The organism is Williamwhitmania taraxaci, assembly GCF_900096565.1.
Taxonomy (GTDB): domain Bacteria; phylum Bacteroidota; class Bacteroidia; order Bacteroidales; family Williamwhitmaniaceae; genus Williamwhitmania; species Williamwhitmania taraxaci.
The window spans coordinates 42,786-62,726 of the sequence record NZ_FMYP01000013.1; the positions used below are offsets into that span (position 1 = coordinate 42,786).

Below are 19,941 nucleotides of genomic sequence, written 5' to 3' on the forward strand. Positions count from 1 at the left end.
GGGTATTCTCGCTCACAAATCAAGAGCATGGCGAAAGATAGTCTACAAGGTTTTTTCTTTGCTAAAGAGATACATAATGGAAATAAAGGCTTTATTAAGTATGAGAATACTTTCGAAGAGCAAACGGTGTTGTTTCTAATTAACAATCAAGGAATTTGTACTGCCGTTAATCGCATGTATAACTTTTTTGAAAGAGATGCTGTTATGAAAGAACTCACAGGTAAGTATAAAAAGATCTCTAAAAACGAATGGAGATTTGTCTCAAGAGGCAAGGAGTTTGCAGTAATACTTAAGGAAGATGAATGGTATTTAAAGCTCATTATTAAACCTCGAAAAACTAGTAGACGTGGAAACAACTGAGCTATTGAAAAAAGTTCGTAAGATCGAAATTAAAACACGCGGTCTTACAAATCATATATTTGCTGGCGAATACCATAGCGCCTTTAAGGGACGTGGTATGACCTTTAGCGAAGTTAGGGAATACCAATACGGTGACGATATTCGGAATATCGATTGGAATGTAACGGCAAGATTTAATAGCCCTTTCGTTAAGGTGTTTGAAGAGGAGCGTGAGTTAACCGTTATGCTACTGATTGATGTTAGCGGCTCCAGGTTCTTTGGATCAACCCACCAACTCAAAATGGGTCTTATGACTGAAATTGGTGCCGTGTTATCCTTTTCAGCAATTCAAAATAACGACAAAATTGGTGTCATATTCTTTAGCGACAAGATTGAGAAATTCATGCCACCAAAAAAAGGGAAACGACACATTCTTAGGATTATTCGTGAGTTGATTGAATTTAAGCCAACTAGCGACAAAACTAATATTTCAGAAGCCCTTCGGTTCCTAACAAATGGAATTAAAAAACGGAGCACTGCCTTCATTTTATCCGACTTTATCGATTTTAAGGAGACCAACTCTACCCAACCAAACTATTTGGAAGCAATGAGAATTGCCAGTAACAAGCATGATATTGTTGCTATTAGAGTATTTGATAGGAGGGAAGCAGAATTGCCTGCCGTAGGATTGCTCAAGGTAAAAGATGCTGAATCTGGTGTTGATAAATGGATAGATACCGATAGTAATTCTGTTCGTGATGGTTATGCTAAATGGTGGAATCAGGCTACTTTATCGGTAAACGAAATTTTTTCTAAGTGTCGAGTCGATTCCGTTTCTATTGGAACCGATGAAGATTACGTTCAACCCTTAGTTAAGCTTTTCAAACGCAGATAGTTTCAAAAATTATGCTAACAGGTTTTAATAGTTTTAAGGTTTTTTTGGTGGCTATCCTGATACTCTTTAGTAGTGCCGGATTTGGACAACAAAACCTATCGTATAAAGCAATGCTCGATACCAATAGCATTCTAATTGGCGATCAAGTGGCTATGCGCATTCTTGTTACTCATTCCAATAGGATCAAAATTGGGTTCCCTATATATAAGGATAGTTTGATGCATGGCATTGAAGTACTAGCCGATTTTCCGGTGGATACGATAGCAAAAGAAGGCGATCAGGTTTCGCTATCCAAAGCATATTTGCTGACCTCTTTCGATAGCGGATCTTATACTATTCCCGAACCAAGGCTGTTGCTGCTACTCAAGGGTGCAAAGGCTGATACCATAATCACAGAATTGCTTCATTTAAAAGTGAATACGATTGCCATCGATACCACCAAAGCCGTTCTTCGGGACATAAAACCACCGATGAAAGCACCAATTACCTTTAGCGAAATCGCACCATGGCTTTTTGGTGGCATCGGATTTCTTGCACTACTTGCACTCGTTGCTTGGTTTATTATTAGGCGTATTCAAAACAAACCATTGCTTTCGATTGCTAAGACAGAAGAACCAGCCGACGTTCAGGCAATTCGGCTTCTGACAAATCTACGACAAGAGAAACTCTGGCAAAACAATAAGTTCAAGCAATACCACTCGAACATTACTGAAATTATAAGGGTATATATTTATCGCACGCAACAAATAAATGCCCTAGAACAAACAAGTGAAGAGACCCTGCAAAGTATTCGCAACCAAAATGTGGTAACTACAGAGAACCAGACCTTGCTTCGAACCATCTTTACCATTGCCGATCTTACAAAATTCGCAAAGTACACCCCAACTTCTTTTGAGAACGAGGAGAGTATTAATTATGCTGAGACATTTGTTAGAAACACAAAGGTGTTCTCTGAAGTTACTGAAGATGAATCAACTGTAGTTGAGAAAAACAATGAAAGTAAACCAGATATAAACAGTAGCAAATAACTATGGGACAACTAGTTTTTGATAACCCCGAAGTGCTTTACCTGCTGTTATGCCTTATTCCAGCAATCGTTTGGTATGTTCTTCGTCAAAAAGATCAAAATGCAACGCTGCAACTTTCAACCATACGTGGGCTCGAGAAAGTAGGGAATTCATGGAAGACTCACTTTAGGCATATTCCATTTGTTTTAAAATCGCTGGCATTTGCCCTAATAATTTTTGCAATAGCCCGTCCTCAATCAACCGAAAACTGGGAAAATACGACAACTGAGGGGATTGATATTATTATCGCATTGGATATTTCAAGTAGTATGTTGGCCCGCGATTTTCAACCCGATCGAATTACTGCTGCGAAAGCAATGGGTATGCAATTTATTACTGGCCGGCCAAACGATAGAATCGGGCTGGTCATTTTTAGCGGCGAGAGTTTTACTCAGTGCCCCTTAACTTCCGACCACGCTGCCCTAATTAATCTTATGAAGGAGGTTCAGAGTGGTTTAATTGAGGATGGAACCGCTATTGGGAATGGGTTAGGTACCGCAATTTCCCGATTAAAGGAGAGCAAGGCAAAAAGTCGCGTTGTTATTCTCTTGACCGATGGTGTCAACAATAGAGGTGAAATTGCGCCTCTCACCGCTGCTGAAATTGCACACACCTATGGCATACGGGTATATACGGTTGGCGTTGGCTCCATGGGTATGGCTCCTTATCCAATGCAAACACCATTTGGTATCCGGATGCAGGATATGGAAGTTCAGATTGACGAGCCCATGCTTAAAGAAATTTCTAAAATGACCGATGGAAAATATTTCAGAGCAACGAGCAATCGTAAGCTGGAGGAAGTATACTCTGCCATCGATAAACTTGAGAAATCGAAGGTTGATATTAAAACCTTAAGCAAAAAGGAAGAACAATTTTTCCCATTCGCACTTGCCGCGCTTTTACTTATCGCACTCGATTTTATTGTTAAGGTGACAATTCTAAGAACAATTCCTTAAATTGAATACCATGTTTCGGTTCGCTAATCCTGATTTTTTATATTTGCTTATTGCATTGCCTTTACTGATGGCCATTTACTATTTGGCTTATCGAATAAGGAAACGGGCTATTCGTAAATTTGGCGATTTTGAGGTCCTAAAGGAGTTAATGCCTGAAGCCTCATCCAAACGTCCGCTCGTAAAAGCAATAATGTTGTGCCTCGTATTTCTCTCCTTAACCTTCGCTATGGCGCGTCCACAGCTTGGTGCAAAGCTTAAAGAAGTTAAACGAAGAGGAGTAGAGTTAGTCATTGCCCTAGATGTTTCCAATAGCATGTTGGCTCGAGATATTTCACCCAACAGGTTAGAACGAGCAAAGCAAGCTATTGCGCGATTGGTCGATAGACTGTCCGACGACCGAATTGGTTTAATAGTTTTTGCCGGCGATGCTTATGTTCAGCTACCGGTAACTTCCGATTATGTTTCTGCAAAAATGTTTCTGGGAAGTATCAATCCTGGAATGGTTCCAACCCAAGGAACGTCAATTGGGAAAGCGATTGATTTGGCTGTAAACTCGTTTAGCGAACAAAATCAAAAAGGCAGAACACTCATAATTATTACCGATGGCGAAAACCATGAGGATGATGCCTTAACTTCGGCAAAAAGGGCAGCTAACAATGGCATTATTATCCATACCATTGGAATTGGTAAGCCTCAAGGATCACCGATTCCGGTAAGCACAGGCAGTAGTGCCTTTCTAACAGACTCCGACGGTAAGATCGTGATGTCGAAGTTGGACGAAGATATACTCTCGTCCATTGCGTCGGCTACAGGGGGCGTATATACGCTCGCAAATAATTCCAACTTTGGACTCAATGATGTGCTTGCACAAATTCGGAAAATGGACAAGCAAGAGTTTAGTTCAAAGGTATACTCAGAGTATGATGAGAAATTTCTTTACTTCCTTTGGTTTGCCTTATTTCTTCTCTTCGTTGAATTTTTCATTTTAGAAAGAAAAAACCGGTGGCAAGAAAAGTTTGAATTTTTTAAATCTCGCTTGAAATGAAAATAATCCTTACATTCATAGTTATACTGCTCGCCGTATTTCAATCTCTCTCGCAGGTTGATAAGAAGAATATACGGATGGGAAATCGCCTGTATGAAAAGGAAAAATACCTTGATTCCGAAGTAAAATATCGTAAAGCATTGGAGAATAATCCCAATTCAGTAGATGCCATGTTTAACCTAGGTGATGCCCTATACAAACAAGGAAAAGTGGAGGAGTCTGCTAAAGTTTTTAATGAGGCACTTCCGTTGGTTAAGCAAAAGGAACAACGCGATCATTTAGCAAATACCTTGTATAATCTAGGAAATTCATTACTCAAGGCAAAAAAGTTCGATGAGAGTATAAATGCTTATAAGCACTCGTTACGAGCAAATCCAAAAGATTCGGATACGAAGTATAACCTAGCGTATGCGATGCAAATGAAGAAACAAGACCAAAAAAAGAAAGACGACAAAAATAAAGATAAAAATAAACCCGACGATCAAAAGAAGAAAGATCCAAATAAGGATAAAAATGATCAAGATAAACAGCAACCGCAAAAACCGCAACAAAAGATATCAAAGGATGATGCAGAGAGAATTTTGAATGCACTCCAAAATAATGAGCAAAAAGTCCAAGAAAAAGCAAGAGAACAAAAAGGTCAACCGGTAAAAGTGAAGGTTCAAAAAAATTGGTAATTAGCATTAACGCAACTAATACAATGAAAAGGTTTATACTCATACTGCTTTTTGCATGCAGCCAATTATCTCTTTTTAGTCAAGAAGTTGTTTTTGAGGCATCGGCTTCTCAAGTTGTGGAGGTAGGAGAACGATTTCCCCTTACATTTACCCTGAATGCAAAGCCTTCTGCATTCGCACAACCCGAAATTCGCGGGTTTTCAGTTCTTGCTGGACCAAGCCAATCGAGTTCTAGTAATTTTGAAGTAATAAATGGACAGGTTTCTCAGTCCTATACTTTAGTATATACCTATATTTTACAAGCCGATAAGGAAGGGAAATATCGAATTGGTTCAGCCGAAGTAAAAGTAAATGGTAAGACCTATACCTCAACTCCTTTTGAAATCGAGGTTGTTAAAGGTGAAAACTCAACTAATCAAGCAGATAGAAGTAGTCAGAACTCGGAATCGGAATCTGGAGACCTCTTTGTGCGTGTAGAGTTATCGAAACAGTCGGTATACTTAGGTGAAGCTTTGGTCGCAACGATTAAGCTGTATTCTCGAGGGGTAAGTGTTTCAAATTTTGAGAATATGACCTTTCCATCGTTCAACGGCTTTTGGAGTCAGGAAATTGAGACTCCTAGTCAATTTGTCTTTCAACGCGAATCATTGAATGGAAAAGTATACAGCGCAGGAGTTATTAAAAAATGGCTGCTGTTTCCTCAACAGAAAGGCAAAATTAAAATCGATCCCTATATCCTCGATTGCATAATCCAAGTTAGAGGAAATGCTCCTCAAAATATTTTTGATGGCTTCTTCACTTCCTCACAAGCCGTTAAGCGAAAGTTGGTAAGTTCAATATCTACAGTAGTAGTTAAGGATTTACCCGCAAACCAACCCGCTACATTTACTGGAGCAGTTGGCAACTTTACGATCGAATCAACGATCGACCGAACCAAGTTAAAGGCAAATGAAGCAGCTTCGTATCGCATTAAAATCACTGGAAATGGAAATTTGAAGCTTATTAGCGCTCCTAAAATCTCTTTTCCTCCCGATTTTGAGTCATACGATCCGAAGATTACTGAAAGTATAAAATCGCAGAATTCAGGTTCCACCGGTTTCAAAATATTTGAGTATCCATTGATACCGCGAAGCGCTGGTGATTTTACAATACCTGAAGTGCAATTTACTTTTTTTGATCCACAAAAGGGAACATACACTACGGTAAAAACTTCTGATATTGCCATGACTGTTCTCCCCGATCCAAATGGAGGTTCGCAGGTTGTATCTTCTGGTGGCGTTTCAAAACAAGACCTCAAGGTTCTAGGCAAAGACATAAAATATATTAGTATACAGCCACAAACCTTCGAAAAAGTTAATGCATTATACATCACTAATTGGCTTTACTACGTGGGCTATCTACTTGTAATTGTTATTTCCATTCTCCTTGCATTGTTCTTGTCCGTGCGGCAAAAAGTAAAATCGGATGTTCTGTTATATAAAAACAAAACAGCTAATAAAATCGCGAAAAAGAGATTGAAAAATGCGGCTATTGCATTGAAATTAAATGACAACGACAGTTATTTCGATGCGCTGCACAACGCAATTCTGGGTTACCTTTCCGATAAGCTGAGTATAAAATCAGGGGAATTAACTTCGGAACGAGCAGTTGACTTGCTTAAAGAAAAATCAGTGGCAGAAAAAACAATTTCGGATCTATTAGAAGTACTTTCTATTTGTGAATTTGCCCGTTACTCACCCGCGGCCACAGTAGAGCGGCGCGAAGAGGTTTATTCTAATGCTGTAGAACTTATCAGCACCTTGGAACAAACTATTCGATAGTATTTCAATTTGTTACACATCAAATGAAGATGAACAACCGTTAAAAAACTCTATTCCGATGAATAAGTTGTTACTTTCAATCGTCTTTTCAATTTCTACGATATTCTCTTTTGCGGAACAACCCGTAGACTCATTATGGGCACAAGGAAATACTGCCTATCAAAATGGCAATTATCAAGCTGCTATTAACAGCTATAATTCCATTCTCGAAAAAGGCCTCAGCGCTCCCGATTTGTATTTTAATTTAGGTAACTCATTCTACAAAATGAATGAATTAGCGCAATCAATACTATTTTATGAACGGGCGATAAAGCTCTCTCCATCAAATGAGGATTACCGGTACAATCTTGATGTGGCCAAGCTCAAGGTGGTTGATAAAATTGAAATAATTCCCCAATTCTTTCTCTACAGTTGGATATCGAATTTAAAGAGTTTAGCAAATCCTAACGGTTGGGCAATTGTTGCTATATTCTTATTTATCGTTTGTTCATCATCGATTCTATTATGGCGGTTTGGGTTATCCTTGTTTCTCAAACGAGCTGGATTTTTGGCCTCAAGCTTGTTTGCAATTCTGTTCGTCGTTTCTCTTCTAATAAGTTTTTCGGAAGCTGATCGTTATGGAACTAAAAACGAAGCGGTAATACTGCGGCCCGTTGTAACTGTAAAAAGTTCTCCCGATCAAAATGGGAAAGACCTATTCATTCTTCACGAAGGTACAAAGGTTGTAATTACGGACTCACTTACACACTGGATAGAGGTTAAAATTTCTGATGGTAATTCAGGATGGGTTAATGCAGCCGATATAGAAAAGATATAAATTGTTGAACAATATCGAAGTAATAGCGTTCTCTTCATAAACTTCAAAATATGAAAACAACACTCTCTTTCTTTTCGCTAATGGTTATTGCAGCCATTGCTTTTGGCCAAACCAGTACCTTCTACGATTTTAAAGTTAAAGCCATTGATGGAACGGATTACGATCTATCTGAACTTAAAGGTAAAAAGGTTTTGGTTGTTAATACTGCATCAAAATGCGGATTAACTCCGCAATATACTGACTTACAGAAGTTATACGAAACCTATGGCGGCGGAAATTTCATAATCATTGGATTTCCTGCAAATAACTTTATGTCTCAAGAGCCAGGAAGTAATTCCGATATTAAAAGTTTCTGCACTCAGAACTATGGGGTTACGTTTCCAATGATGGAAAAAATATCAGTAAAGGGAAAGGACATTCACCCTTTGTATAAATGGTTGACTAATAAAAGTGAGAATGGAGTTATGGATGCAGAAGTTTCGTGGAATTTCCAAAAGTTTATGATAGACGAGAATGGTAAACTGGTGGATTTTGCCTCTCCAAAAGAGAAACCACAATCGGAAAAGATTATTAACTGGATAAAAAAATAGAAAGTATGGAGACCAACGGTCTCCATACTCATTTATGGCATAATTGGAGAAAAATGGTTATACTTGTATAACTACAACAAACTAGATATGTCATTCCCCGACTCAAATATATTCCTTTACGGAATTCTACCGCTGATTATATTTTTCGCTAGAATCTGTGATGTAACAATTGGTACGATACGCATAATACTTGTATCCAAAGGTCAAAAAAAGATTGCGCCCATCTTGGGTTTTTTCGAGGTGTTTATTTGGATAGTGGCAATTGGTCAGATTATGACTCACCTCGATAATGTTGTCTGCTATATTGGGTATGCTGCCGGTTTTGCTACTGGAAATTATATTGGAATGTTAGTGGAAGAAAAGTTGGCAATGGGTACACTAATTATTCGCATAATAACACCCAAAGAGCAAACAGGCCTCATTGAAAATTTACACCATCAAGGATTTGGTGCCACAGTTATTGATGGTTCTGGTCGTGACGGAAAGGTTAGTATTATTTATACGATCGTTAACCGTAAGCAACTTCACAATGTAGAAGAGGCAATTGCGACCTTCTACCCGCAGGCATTTTACTCCGTTGAAGATTTACGATCAGTCAAGAACGGTATTGTTCCCGATGGAATTTCAACATTTGGGGAGAGCATTAACCCTCTTAAGCGGTGGCGCAAAGGGAAATAAGTTATTCCCTTTTAAAATGAGCCATTTCAAGAGGGATTTCCATCGAAAACTCTACTAATCCCTCAATCTTTCCCGCCACAAACCATGGCGTTTGATAGATCATTTTCTTTATTCCATTCTTCTCAATGGTGTAGGCGTTTGTACTTGCATCTCCCATTAACTCACTAATCTTGGCTTTTGATTTTTCGGAATGGCAACCCATCAAACTTTTTCCAATTAGGTTTTTACCGCCATCCTTAGAAAATGTCTTTGCCGATTTTTCGTTCATATATAGAACAATACCATTTAAATCGCAGACAGTAACCGCCACATTAAGTTCATTTGCCCAATCAAAATTATTCATATATTTTGTTTTATTCTAATAAGTAAGATGTGAGGCAAAGTTATTCAAATGATCCAATAGCGAAAATCCTATTGTAAAATACACCGTAATCATTTTGTTAAATTGCGAATACTTGAGCGTTTGTAGTGCAATAAATTCATTCGCTAGTGCCTTGATGAATCTTTACTTAGTATACACCTAATGGGTTCCATACCGATTCAAAAGGAGATTCTCCACTATGTCGTTCGGCTGGAATCAAACTAAGAACTGGTATTATTGATTCATTTATTATGTGTTGGGCAGTAGCCCCCACATAGTGCTCATTGACCGAAGATTCTTGACGAGCCAACAGCATTATCAAATCGGCATTTTCCTCCTCCGAATACTTCATGATCAACTCATACGCAGGAATGGCCGACTTTGGGTAAAGTTTCAATTTCGTAATTACATTTTGCTTAGCCAATTCGCGCTCCACTCGAAGCATTTTAGTATAAATTCTGCTGCGATATAGGAAAATTCCACCCGTAAGAACGGATACTATATGAATCGTGCTACCAAAATGTTTTCCTAAAGCAACCGCCATTGCTGTTTGCTCTGCAGTCTTTTTCGAAAGGTCAAGCGGTAAGATAATGTTCTTGAAATCTATTTTATGATTAAAATCTTTCACCGTAATTACGGGGCAGGGGGCATTACCAACTACGTGTATTGTGTTAGATCCAAGACGTTTAGTGGCGTCTGTCCCACTTCGTCCCATAATAATCAGACGTGCATTAATTTCCTTGGCAACCTCCACAATTCTAATATAGGCTTTTCCCGTTTCAAATCGTGAGGTAACCTCTAAATCAGATTCTTGCTTTGCGCGAGTTACCAAATCATTAAGTTTTAGAACCGTCTCAGCAGTGATCCTAACCAAATCTTCATTTTTCGTAAATAGCGATTCGAGAAAATCTGGAAGTTCAAAGACGTGAACCAAAACGATTTCAGCCTTGAGAAACTTCGCTACTCTATAACTCTGCTTTAATGCCGCCATTGATTCGTCGTTAAAATCAATGCTAACTATTATCTTAATTTTTTTTCGATCGGTCATAATGGTATATTTAAGGTATGTTAAAATTAAGAATTTTTTTTGACTCAACAAACTGTTATTCTGATAACGATGATAAATGTTAGTTTATTAGACATCATTATGCAGTTGTTTTTATTCTCATTATTTATATTTTTGTAACCGTAGGAAAACAGTTTGTTTAGAAGTAAGACACCTAAATCATTCTGACATTAGAATTTAACCATTAAAGGTAACCAACATAGGAGATACTTGCATGCAAAACAAGCTTCATGAACTCACTGAGAAGATCTATAACGAAGGGGTTAACAAAGGCGCTCAAGAAGCCGAGCATATTATTGCAAAGGCAAAGGAAGATGCTCGTCTGATTCTCAATAATGCACGGAAAGATGCAGATCTATTGATTGCCAAAGCAAATAAAGATTCAGAGGAGTTAAGAAAAAACTCCGAATCTGAAATTAGGCTCGCCGGAAAACAAACATTAAATGCACTTAAGCAACAAATAACTAGCTTAATAGAGACAAGCATTGTTAATCCTCCCATGAAAGAGGCCATCAACGAAGTTGCCTTTATCAAGCAAATTATTGATACAGCCATAGCAGCATGGAATCCGCAAAAAAACAATACTGTTGATCTTACAATTTTACTACCTAAAGACATGGAATCTAAGTTACAGTCCATGTTTGTAAATAGCACTGGGGAAATTCTACATGCAGGTGTCGAACTAATTTTTGACGATTCATTCAGCGCAGGATTTAAAATTGGCCCTAAAGGCGCAGGATACCTTATCTCTTTCACCGATTCTGATTTTGAAAACCTATTCAAGGCATATATTCGACCTCGGTTAGTAGAACTACTTTTTGGAGGAAAATAGCATGGGTAAGAACTATTACTTTCTTACCGCTAGTCTTCCTGAATTAGCATTCGATTTAGAGGCGAAGACTATCAGTATTGAATCCCTTAAGCTAGAGATACAGGAGGCGATAACTCCCTCCGATTGGAAACGTATGTCCGAGATTTTCAGACAGTACGATGTTGCAAATATCCTCTATCTAAAAGGTATTGATGGTTCTAGATTCTCCGAACTAGGGAATTATTCGGAAGAAGAAATGAATCTAGCGCTCGAAAACATCTCAATACTGCCTACATTCATTCGCGATTTTCTGAAAGAACCGATATCTTCCGAGGATGATAATGTCATCCCTTACACGGAAATCGAAACGCTTAAGCCGGAGATGCTGCTGTGGACAAATTTTTACAGCGCAATGCAAAAGAAGAATAATTCCTTCATCCGGAATTGGTATTCCTTCGATCGGGATTTTAGAAATATTCTCACCGCAATTACCTGCAGAAAACAAAAAATAGAAATAGCTCCTCATCTTATTGGAACTGGTGCATTAGTTGAATTATTGGCTCATAGTAGTGCTTCCGATTTTGGTGTGCATCAAGAAATTGATTATATCGATAGGCTAATTCATATTGCGGAAATTCCAAACTTACTTGAGCGAGAAAAAAAGTTTGATTTACTGCGCTGGGAAAAAGCGGAAGAAATTGCCGTTTATGATTATTTTAATGTGAACTCATTGATGGCGTTCTTGATTAAAGCCTTAATTGTTCATAGGTGGATAAGCCTCGATAGAACCTACGGGGAGACCTTATTCCAGAATTTAGTAAGCGAACTTAAAAACAGTTTCGACCTAACAGATAGTTTTAAAGTTCAGTAATTCAATTTGTTGGTATAACTTTGCATAAAACCGGAATAGGCAACATATGAAAACAAAAGGAAAAGTAGTTGGTATTATTGCCAATCTTGTGATGGTGGAAGCTGATGGTCCTGTTGCCCAAAACGAAATCTGCTATATTCAGCATGACATAACCAAGCTCATGGCCGAGGTTATTAAGGTGAAAGGGAAAATTGCCTCCGTTCAAGTGTTCGAAAGCACACGTGGACTTAAGGTTAACGACCAAGTGGAGTTTGAAGGGCACATGCTAGAGGCCACTCTAGGACCCGGTATTCTTTCAAAAAATTATGACGGTCTCCAAAACGACCTCGCTAAAATGGATGGTATCTTTCTTCAAAGAGGGAACTATACCGATTCATTGGATTACGACAGTGTTTGGGATTTCACCCCAATCGCAAAGGTTGGAGCGAAAGTAACCGCAGCTGACTGGCTTGGTGAGGTAACAGAGAATTGGCTTAAGCATAAAATTATGGTACCGTTTAAAATGAATGAACGGTATACCATTAAATCTATAGTGCCTGTTGGAACCTACAAAATAACGGAACAAGTAGCCGTATTGGTTGATGAAAAGGGGCAGGAGCATAGTGTCACAATGATTCAAAAGTGGCCTGTAAAGATGGCTATCACAGCATTTAAGGATAAGCCAAGACCGTTCCGCATCATGGAAACTGGTGTTAGATCCATTGATACTTTTAATCCCATGGCCGAAGGTGGAACCGGTTTTATTCCTGGGCCATTTGGTTGCGGCAAAACCGTTCTTCAGCACGCAATATCGAAACAGGCTGATGCCGATATGATTATCATGGCTGCTTGTGGAGAACGCGCCAACGAAGTGGTCGAAATGTTTGTTGAATTTCCACATCTCGTAGACCCTCGCACTGGCCGTAAATTGATGGAGCGCACAACCATCATTTGCAACACTTCAAACATGCCCGTTGCTGCGCGTGAAGCTTCAGTTTACACGGCTATGACCATTGGCGAATACTACCGTTCAATGGGCCTTAAAGTTTTACTACTTGCCGACTCTACGTCCCGTTGGGCCCAAGCGCTCCGCGAAATGTCGAATCGACTCGAGGAATTACCCGGCCCAGACGCATTCCCTATGGATCTTCCAGCTATTATATCGAATTTCTATGCTCGTGCTGGCTACGTTAACCTAAATAATGGAACTTCAGGATCAGTTACCTTTATTGGTACCGTATCCCCTGCCGGAGGTAACCTAAAAGAACCAGTTACTGAATCCACAAAAAAAGCAGCTCGTTGCTTCTATGGTTTATCTCAGCAGCGTGCCGACTCAAAACGTTACCCCGCTATCGACCCGCTCGACAGTTATTCTAAATATTTAGAGTATCCGGAAATTATCGAATACCTAAATGCAAAGATTCAGCCGAACTGGGTGGAACTAGTCTTAGAAGCAAAAAACTTAGTTCGTCGCGGAAAAGAAGTTTATGAACAAATCAACATCCTTGGCGATGATGGCGTGCCAATTGATTATCATGACAAATATTGGAAGGCTGAACTTATTGACTTTATTATTCTTCAGCAAGATGGATTCGATGCAATCGATCAATCTTGCCCGTTGATTCGCCAGCAGTATATGCTTAACCTTGTAATGAGCATTTCTCGTCACTCCATCAATTTTGATTCATTTGAAAGTTGCACAACTTTCTACAAGCGTATCATTCACACGCTAAAGCAGATGAACTACGCCGAATTCGAAAGCGAGCAGTTCAAAAAATATGAGAATGAGCTTAATTCAATTCTAAACGAAAAGAGGGCATAGGGATGGAAACAAAAGCATTTCAGCGGATATATACGAAACTTACAGGTATTACCAAAGCTACGTGTACACTCCAGGCTCAAGGGGTTTCCAACGAGGAACTTGCATTAGTTAGTGGCAAACTTGCACAGGTCGTAAAGATAATGGGCGATGTTGTAACGCTCCAGATATTTTCCGGAACCGAAGGTATTGCTACCAACGCCGAGGTAATATTCTTTGGAGAGCCTCCAAAACTTACTGTTGGTGACGATCTAGCCGGTCGTTTCTTTAATGCCTATGGTAAACCTATGGGCGGAGGTCCCGAAATTGAGGGCGAATCAAGAGAAATTGGCGGCCCTTCAGTAAATCCGCTTCGCCGGATGCAACCCTCGGAACTGATAGCTACCGGAATTGCAGGTATCGACTTGAATAACACCTTAGTTTCAGGACAAAAAATACCTTTCTTTGCTGACCCAGATCAACCATACAACCAAGTTATGGCCATGGTTGCACTACGCGCTAAGGCCGATAAAATTATCCTTGGCGGAATGGGCCTATCGAATGACGATTACCTCTTCTTTAAGAATGTTTTTGATAATGCTGGGGTTCTCGATCGTATTGTTAGTTTTGTAAGCACCACTGACGATCCGCCAATTGAGCGTTTGCTGATTCCCGATATGGCATTAACAGCAGCAGAGTATTTTGCGGTAGATAAGAACGAGAAAGTACTGGTTCTCCTAACCGACATGACTCTTTTTGCTGATGCTCTGAGTATTGTTTCCAATCGTATGGACCAAATTCCATCGAAAGACAGTATGCCGGGATCTTTATACTCCGACTTAGCCCGTATTTACGAAAAAGCGGTGCAATTTCCTGAGGGTGGTTCAATTACGATCATTGCAGTTACAACCCTTAATGGAGGAGATATTACCCACGCCATTCCTGACAATACAGGTTATATTACCGAAGGACAGTTGTTTTTGCGTTCCGATACCGATACTGGAAAAGTTATTGTAGATCCATTCCGAAGTCTATCCCGTCTTAAACAGTTGGTAATCGGTGAAAAAACCCGTGAAGATCATCCGCAGGTTATGAATGCTGCAGTGCGATTATATGCCGATGCTGCCAACGCTAAAACGAAGATGGAGAACGGATTCGACCTGACGGATTATGATGAACGCACGCTAAAATATGCCAAAGCATACTCCGAAAGTTTACTCGCTATCGACGTTAATGTGGATATTGAGACCATGCTTAACACTGCTTGGGAACTTTTTTCCACCTACTTCAGCAAAACCGAGGTCGGGATTAAAACCGTCCTAACAGAGAAATACTGGATTAACAGTTAAACTGGTCATAACATTTACTCAATTGCTATGGCAATAAAATTTCAGTTCAACAAGACAGCACTTAACGACCTCAATAAACAACTAAAAATCAGGGTCAGGGCACTTCCTACCATAAAAAATAAGGAATCAGCTCTGCGCCTTGAGGTTAAAAAGGCCAAAACAAAATCGGATGCTCTTAGCGCAAGAGTCCTTGAAAAAATGGCTGAGTACGACTATATGGTTGCACTTTGGGGCGAATTTGAGCCTGGTTTAGTTTCCGTTGTGGATGTTCAACTCGGGGTGATAAAAATTGCTGGCGTTAAAATTCCAATTCTTCAAGATGTTGTATTCTCAGTTAAGGAGTTTAATTATTTTGCAAAACCGTTTTGGTTCGCTGAAGGAATAATCGTTCTAAAGGAACTTGCAGCGATTGGACTTGAACGAGAATTCTTCCTTGAAAAAATGCGACTGCTTGATTTTGCTAGAAAAAAAACGACCCAGAAGGTGAACCTCTACGAAAAGGTTCAAATTCCAGGATACGAAGAGGCTATACGCAAAATAAAGCGATTCCTTGAGGATGAGGAAAATCTTTCTAAATCAGCTCAAAAAATTGTTAAGCAACGACTCGAGATGGTGGAGGACGAGCAATGATAATTCCAATGACTAAATTTGCCTTCCTGGTGTACCACTTGGACTATCCAGTTTTCATGGAGGAACTTCAGAAAATTGGACTAATCCATGTTTCAGGAAGAGGACAACATATCGGCGAAAAGGAGAAAAAATTTCTCGACGAAATCAACCGGTTGAAGACAACAATCTCAATACTTGAGAAACGTGAACCATCTGGATCCTTTAGTATAGTATCAACCGATCAAATCTTAGATCGGATAGATGACATTATTAAAGAGAAAGACCAACTCGACAATCAATTAAAGAAAGTTGAGAAGGAGTTACACGACCTTCAGCCATGGGGGAATTTTTCAGTGGCTGATCTTAAACGTTTCAGTGATCTTGGACTTACAATCAAGTTTTTTCAAGTTCCTGAAAAGCGTTATTCCGAAGTATGGATAGCAGCATATGCTACAGAGGAGATTTCTAGAGCAAATGGTAATGTATACTTTGTGGCATTGGCCGAGCAAGGAGTTGATATTTTGCTCGATGCTACAGAGGTTAAGGCACCAGCGTTTTCCTATAGCGACAAGCAAGCGGAATATAATTCCATTGAAGCTACAATCAATCAGATAAATTCTGAGTTAAACGCCATGGCTTCAGGACTCGACTTCCTTGCAAGCGAAAAAGCGAGAATTGAGAATGAGTTGGAAATAGAAAAAGTTTGGAGCGATACCCTAAAAGAGGCCGACGAAAAAGTTATGATTCTGGAAGGATGGGCTCCAACGGAAAAAACTCCTGAAATTGTCTCTTTTGCCGAAAGGAATGGTGTCTATTTCATTTCAGAAGAGGGAAAGTTAGAGAATAACCCGCCAATCCTGCTGAAGAACAATTGGTTTGCTCGACTTTTCGAACCAATTGGAGAACTCTTCTCGTTGCCTATTTATAACGAGATTGACCTTACCGCTTTCTTTGCGCCATTCTTCATGATGTTTTTCGGTTTTTGTTTGGCCGATGCTGGATATGGTGTTGTTTTGATTCTATTGGCTACTTTTTTTAAGTTTAAAGTCAAGGCTAATATGAAACCATTACTATCACTGATACAATGGCTTGGTTTAGCGACGGTTATTTTTGGAATTATTACAGGAACCCTTTTCGGAGTCGTACTTGTGGACGTGGACCTTGGAAGCCTTAACCGCTTTAAATCCTTAGTTTTAGGCTCGCAAGATCTGTTTTATTTGGCCATGATGGTAGGGGCATTCCAAATCCTATTTGGAATGGTAATAAAAGCATTCAATCTCGCCAAGCAAAATACGTGGCTACACGCTGTTTCAACATTTGGATGGTTCTCCTTAATTGTCTTCACCATAATTTGCATACTACTTGGAGATAAATACCCTGCGTTTAAAACAATGGGAACAATTCATCTAATAGTTAGTGGAATTTGTGGAATAGCAATCTTTTTCTTCAATAGTCCGGGTAAGAACCCATTTATCAATGTTGGGCTTGGTTTATGGGATACCTATAATATGCTAACTGGCCTCCTTGGTGATGTTCTATCCTACATTCGACTATTTGCACTCGCTCTTTCTGGTGCAATTTTGGGTAGTGTATACAACAGCTTAGCTTTTGGTATGGCTCCTGATATTCCGGTAGTAAAACAAATTGTAATTGTTCTAATTCTTGTAATAGGTCATTCAATAAATCTCTTCATGGGCGGATTGGGAGCATTGGTGCATCCTATGCGTTTGACATTTGTTGAGTTTTATAAAAATGCCAACTTTACCGGAGGCGGAATATCGTATCAACCTTTTAAAAAACAGATTATTAAATAAACCTTTTATAACTAATTATTATGGAACCAATCTCTTCATCTCCAATTATTATTGCCTACATTGGAATAGCTATAATGGTTATCCTTTCAGGTGTTGGTAGCGCTTTAGGCGTTACAATAACAGGAAATGCCTCTCTAGGTGCTCTTAAGAAAGATGCAAGTGCCTTCGGAAATTTCCTCGTATTAAGTGCTCTTCCTGGAACTCAAGGACTTTATGGTTTTACAGGATATTTTATGTTGAAAGTTTACTTAGTGCCTACCATAACCATGTTTCAGGCGGTTGCCATAGTTGGTGCTGGTCTCGTAATGGGTGTTGTGGCTCTAGTATCGGCAGTTCGTCAAGGCCAAGTTTGTGCAAACGGGATTACCGCTATTGGCAACGGTCATAAGGTGTTTGGAAATACCCTTATCCTAGCTGTATTCCCCGAACTTTATGCAATTATTGCACTAGCTGCGGTATTCTTAATTGGAACATCTTTAGGCGCTTAGTCTATTCCATTTTAGTAAAAAAGCGAGTGAACTACCTATAAATAGTTCACTCGCTTTTTTATTATCAACCTAAATAATCCGCAATACTCAAACAAAGACCAGTATGCGAATACACTTATCGATCTAATCTTGTTTTCATATTCGCACCAAATTTCCTAATTTGTCCATTCCCTTTTTTATACCAGAAAAAATAACTGCGCTGTTTTTCCTTTTCTTCTTTCGTTTTTGCAACAAATACTTTTTCACCCGAATATGGATCTACACCTGTGTAAAAAATAGTCGATGCTAAGGTCATTGGCGTTGGGGTGAAATCTTGAACCTGTTCTAAATGGAAGTTTAGTTGTTTTGTTTTTTCAGCTAAATCGGCCATATCCATTTCTGTTGAGCCCGGATGACTTGAAATAAAATAGGGGATAAGCTGGTATTTTAAATCAGCCATTCGAGTTATTCGTTGAAACTCTACAACGAGTTTTTCGAATAATGAAAAATCCGGTTTGCGCATCCATTTCAAAACATTGTGGGAGGTATGTTCTGGTGCAACCTTTAATCTACCCGACGTATGGTTCACCACAACTTCACGGAGATATTCTTGATTCACCCTTGGATCACCAACACCTTCGGTAAGGAATAAATCATATCGAATTCCGCTTCCAATCCAGGCTTTCTTAATATTTTGAATTTTTCCTACTTCACCATAAAGATCTAGTAAAGGTTGATGCGACGTATTTAAGTTTTTACAAATCCGAGGATAAATACAGGAAGGGCGTGTACACTTCTGACAAAGCGTTAAATCCTTTCCTTTCATCATATACATATTTGCAGATGGTCCACCCAGATCTGAAAGATATCCCTTGAAATCTGGAAGCTCTGCTACCTTCTTTACCTCTTTTATTATGGACTTTGTCGATCGACTGATCACAAATTTTCCTTGGTGAGCCGAAATCGTGCAAAAAGAGCAACCCCCAAAACACCCTCGGTGAATATTAATGGAAGTCTTTATCATCTCATACGCGGGTATCGTTCCTTTTCCATTATACCGGGGGTGGGGCAAATATGTATAAGGGAGTTCATAGTAGGAGTCGATTTCCTCAGTAGTAGTTAAGGGATAGGGTGGGTTTACTACGATGAAGCCAGATGGCCCTTCTTCAATAATCCCATTTTGTATTATTTTGTTCGATTCAATTTCAATAACCTTAAAGTTATCCCCAAATTTCTCTTTATGCTTTAGACATGTATTATACGAATTCAGTTTAACATAACCATTGTCTAAAGGAGGGCTTGTTGCAATATACGCGGTTTGTGGTATGTCAGTAAATAAGGAAATTGGTAAACCATCATCTAATCGCCTAGCAATCTCTACGATGGCCTTTTCACCCATTCCGTATACCAGTAAATCTGCTCTCGAATCGAACAGAATGGCCGGCTTCAATGTATTGGACCAATAATCATAATGGGTTAATCTGCGCAATGAAGCCTCAATACCACCAATTACTAATGGCGTATCAGGAAATAGTTCTTTTAAAATTTTCCCATAAACCGATATTGCATAATCCGGACGATTACCTGCTTTTCCATCTGGAGTGTATGCATCATCACTTCTCAAGCGCTTATTCGCGGTATAGTGGTTGATCATCGAATCCATTGCACCAGATGCAGCACCAAAAAATAATCGAGGAGCACCTAACTTTTTAAAATCGCGTAAATCATCTCTCCAGTTTGGTTGTGGAATAACAGCAACCCTATAACCTTCGGCTTGGAGAATTCGCCCAATAACTCCTATACCAAACGATGGATGATCAATATATGCATCTCCAGTAAATAGAATGACATCAGCCCTATCCCATCCTAAAGAATCCATCTCTTTTTTAGATGTTGGTAGCCAACCGGCACTTTTCATTCGCTCCATTATTT

The 19,941-nt window shown here is 39.3% G+C and carries 20 protein-coding genes; 17 read left to right on the plus strand and 3 right to left on the minus strand.

All coding sequences use genetic code 11. From position 1 onward, the window contains the following. Positions 1-27: 27 nt before the first annotated feature. From BLS65_RS05210 to BLS65_RS05255, 10 genes are all read left to right on the plus strand, one after another. Entirely contained in the window at positions 28-360 is a 333-nt protein-coding gene (locus tag BLS65_RS05210) for a hypothetical protein (protein WP_125869773.1), read from the plus strand. Further along, positions 347-1,234, plus strand: a complete 888-nt coding sequence (locus BLS65_RS05215) for a DUF58 domain-containing protein (RefSeq protein ID WP_092436594.1) — start codon at positions 347-349, stop codon at positions 1,232-1,234. The genes BLS65_RS05210 and BLS65_RS05215 overlap by 14 nt, the downstream gene beginning before the upstream one ends. A gap of 11 nt (positions 1,235-1,245) precedes the next feature. Beyond that, positions 1,246-2,262 carry a hypothetical protein gene (locus BLS65_RS05220; protein WP_092436596.1) on the plus strand — a complete coding sequence of 339 codons (1,017 nt, stop codon included), beginning with the start codon at positions 1,246-1,248 and terminating at the stop codon, positions 2,260-2,262. A gap of 2 nt (positions 2,263-2,264) precedes the next feature. Continuing rightward, positions 2,265-3,257 (plus strand): vWA domain-containing protein, encoded by a 993-nt coding sequence (locus BLS65_RS05225; RefSeq protein WP_092436598.1) that lies wholly within the window; start codon positions 2,265-2,267, stop codon positions 3,255-3,257. Between the two features lie 10 nt (positions 3,258-3,267). Next, entirely contained in the window at positions 3,268-4,302 is a 1,035-nt protein-coding gene (locus BLS65_RS05230; RefSeq protein WP_092436659.1) for a VWA domain-containing protein, read from the plus strand. Next, complete coding sequence (locus BLS65_RS05235; RefSeq protein ID WP_092436600.1) at positions 4,299-4,979, plus strand: tetratricopeptide repeat protein; 681 nt, start codon at positions 4,299-4,301, stop codon at positions 4,977-4,979. The genes BLS65_RS05230 and BLS65_RS05235 overlap by 4 nt, the downstream gene beginning before the upstream one ends. Positions 4,980-5,002: 23 nt before the next feature. After that, on the plus strand, positions 5,003-6,799 hold the full coding sequence (locus BLS65_RS05240; RefSeq protein WP_092436602.1) for a BatD family protein: 1,797 nt from the start codon (positions 5,003-5,005) through the stop codon (positions 6,797-6,799). A 58-nt stretch (positions 6,800-6,857) separates the two neighbouring features. Then, positions 6,858-7,616, plus strand: a complete 759-nt coding sequence (locus BLS65_RS05245) for a tetratricopeptide repeat protein (protein WP_092436604.1) — start codon at positions 6,858-6,860, stop codon at positions 7,614-7,616. Between the two features lie 50 nt (positions 7,617-7,666). Continuing rightward, complete coding sequence (locus BLS65_RS05250) at positions 7,667-8,206, plus strand: glutathione peroxidase (protein ID WP_092436607.1); 540 nt, start codon at positions 7,667-7,669, stop codon at positions 8,204-8,206. An 87-nt stretch (positions 8,207-8,293) separates the two neighbouring features. Continuing rightward, positions 8,294-8,884 carry a DUF2179 domain-containing protein gene (locus BLS65_RS05255; RefSeq protein WP_092436610.1) on the plus strand — a complete coding sequence of 197 codons (591 nt, stop codon included), beginning with the start codon at positions 8,294-8,296 and terminating at the stop codon, positions 8,882-8,884. A 1-nt stretch (position 8,885) separates the two neighbouring features. Here the strand turns inward: BLS65_RS05255 and BLS65_RS05260 are convergent, their stop codons facing one another. Next, positions 8,886-9,227, minus strand: coding sequence for a transcriptional regulator (locus BLS65_RS05260; protein ID WP_092436613.1), 342 nt, complete (start codon positions 9,225-9,227; stop codon positions 8,886-8,888). Positions 9,228-9,393: 166 nt separating this feature from the next. Continuing rightward, on the minus strand, positions 9,394-10,293 hold the full coding sequence (locus tag BLS65_RS05265) for a universal stress protein (RefSeq protein ID WP_092436616.1): 900 nt from the start codon (positions 10,291-10,293) through the stop codon (positions 9,394-9,396). A 232-nt stretch (positions 10,294-10,525) separates the two neighbouring features. Between BLS65_RS05265 and BLS65_RS05270 the strand changes: the two genes are divergently transcribed. The 7 genes from BLS65_RS05270 to BLS65_RS05300 are packed head-to-tail and all read left to right on the plus strand — an operon-like array spanning position 10,526 to position 18,030. Continuing rightward, complete coding sequence (locus tag BLS65_RS05270; protein WP_092436619.1) at positions 10,526-11,143, plus strand: hypothetical protein; 618 nt, start codon at positions 10,526-10,528, stop codon at positions 11,141-11,143. Between the two features lies 1 nt (position 11,144). Continuing rightward, positions 11,145-11,993: a DUF2764 family protein gene (locus BLS65_RS05275; RefSeq protein ID WP_092436622.1), complete on the plus strand. Its 849-nt coding sequence runs from the start codon at positions 11,145-11,147 to the stop codon at positions 11,991-11,993. Positions 11,994-12,039: 46 nt separating this feature from the next. Next, entirely contained in the window at positions 12,040-13,794 is a 1,755-nt protein-coding gene (locus BLS65_RS05280) for a V-type ATP synthase subunit A (RefSeq protein WP_092436625.1), read from the plus strand. A gap of 2 nt (positions 13,795-13,796) precedes the next feature. Next, positions 13,797-15,119, plus strand: a complete 1,323-nt coding sequence (locus tag BLS65_RS05285) for a V-type ATP synthase subunit B (RefSeq protein ID WP_092436628.1) — start codon at positions 13,797-13,799, stop codon at positions 15,117-15,119. Between the two features lie 27 nt (positions 15,120-15,146). Next, the gene (locus BLS65_RS05290) at positions 15,147-15,749 is read left to right on the plus strand and encodes a V-type ATP synthase subunit D (protein WP_092436630.1); all 603 of its coding nucleotides are present in this window, start codon (positions 15,147-15,149) and stop codon (positions 15,747-15,749) included. A gap of 8 nt (positions 15,750-15,757) precedes the next feature. Then, on the plus strand, positions 15,758-17,542 hold the full coding sequence (locus BLS65_RS05295) for a V-type ATP synthase subunit I (protein ID WP_170830007.1): 1,785 nt from the start codon (positions 15,758-15,760) through the stop codon (positions 17,540-17,542). A 20-nt stretch (positions 17,543-17,562) separates the two neighbouring features. Further along, complete coding sequence (locus BLS65_RS05300; protein ID WP_092436634.1) at positions 17,563-18,030, plus strand: V-type ATP synthase subunit K; 468 nt, start codon at positions 17,563-17,565, stop codon at positions 18,028-18,030. Positions 18,031-18,145: 115 nt separating this feature from the next. On the opposite strand, the gene BLS65_RS05305 is transcribed toward BLS65_RS05300, so the two are convergent. After that, on the minus strand, positions 18,146-19,936 hold the full coding sequence (locus BLS65_RS05305) for a YgiQ family radical SAM protein (protein WP_092436637.1): 1,791 nt from the start codon (positions 19,934-19,936) through the stop codon (positions 18,146-18,148). Positions 19,937-19,941 lie beyond the last annotated feature (5 nt).

What these genes read in the sequence shown, in the direction of transcription:
- BLS65_RS05225 (WP_092436598.1), top strand. Translation starts at nt 2,265, where the DNA reads ATGGGACAACTAGTTTTTGATAACCCCGAAGTGCTTTACCTGCTGTTA.
- BLS65_RS05255 (WP_092436610.1), top strand. Translation starts at nt 8,294, where the DNA reads ATGTCATTCCCCGACTCAAATATATTCCTTTACGGAATTCTACCGCTG.
- BLS65_RS05250 (WP_092436607.1), top strand. Translation starts at nt 7,667, where the DNA reads ATGAAAACAACACTCTCTTTCTTTTCGCTAATGGTTATTGCAGCCATT.
- BLS65_RS05210 (WP_125869773.1), top strand. Translation starts at nt 28, where the DNA reads ATGGCGAAAGATAGTCTACAAGGTTTTTTCTTTGCTAAAGAGATACAT.
- BLS65_RS05265 (WP_092436616.1), bottom strand. Translation starts at nt 10,293, where the DNA reads ATGACCGATCGAAAAAAAATTAAGATAATAGTTAGCATTGATTTTAAC.
- BLS65_RS05270 (WP_092436619.1), top strand. Translation starts at nt 10,526, where the DNA reads ATGCAAAACAAGCTTCATGAACTCACTGAGAAGATCTATAACGAAGGG.
- BLS65_RS05245 (WP_092436604.1), top strand. Translation starts at nt 6,858, where the DNA reads ATGAATAAGTTGTTACTTTCAATCGTCTTTTCAATTTCTACGATATTC.
- BLS65_RS05260 (WP_092436613.1), bottom strand. Translation starts at nt 9,227, where the DNA reads ATGAATAATTTTGATTGGGCAAATGAACTTAATGTGGCGGTTACTGTC.
- BLS65_RS05220 (WP_092436596.1), top strand. Translation starts at nt 1,246, where the DNA reads ATGCTAACAGGTTTTAATAGTTTTAAGGTTTTTTTGGTGGCTATCCTG.
- BLS65_RS05230 (WP_092436659.1), top strand. Translation starts at nt 3,268, where the DNA reads ATGTTTCGGTTCGCTAATCCTGATTTTTTATATTTGCTTATTGCATTG.
- BLS65_RS05275 (WP_092436622.1), top strand. Translation starts at nt 11,145, where the DNA reads ATGGGTAAGAACTATTACTTTCTTACCGCTAGTCTTCCTGAATTAGCA.
- BLS65_RS05280 (WP_092436625.1), top strand. Translation starts at nt 12,040, where the DNA reads ATGAAAACAAAAGGAAAAGTAGTTGGTATTATTGCCAATCTTGTGATG.
- BLS65_RS05235 (WP_092436600.1), top strand. Translation starts at nt 4,299, where the DNA reads ATGAAAATAATCCTTACATTCATAGTTATACTGCTCGCCGTATTTCAA.
- BLS65_RS05240 (WP_092436602.1), top strand. Translation starts at nt 5,003, where the DNA reads ATGAAAAGGTTTATACTCATACTGCTTTTTGCATGCAGCCAATTATCT.
- BLS65_RS05295 (WP_170830007.1), top strand. Translation starts at nt 15,758, where the DNA reads ATGACTAAATTTGCCTTCCTGGTGTACCACTTGGACTATCCAGTTTTC.
- BLS65_RS05285 (WP_092436628.1), top strand. Translation starts at nt 13,797, where the DNA reads ATGGAAACAAAAGCATTTCAGCGGATATATACGAAACTTACAGGTATT.
- BLS65_RS05305 (WP_092436637.1), bottom strand. Translation starts at nt 19,936, where the DNA reads ATGGAGCGAATGAAAAGTGCCGGTTGGCTACCAACATCTAAAAAAGAG.
- BLS65_RS05290 (WP_092436630.1), top strand. Translation starts at nt 15,147, where the DNA reads ATGGCAATAAAATTTCAGTTCAACAAGACAGCACTTAACGACCTCAAT.
- BLS65_RS05300 (WP_092436634.1), top strand. Translation starts at nt 17,563, where the DNA reads ATGGAACCAATCTCTTCATCTCCAATTATTATTGCCTACATTGGAATA.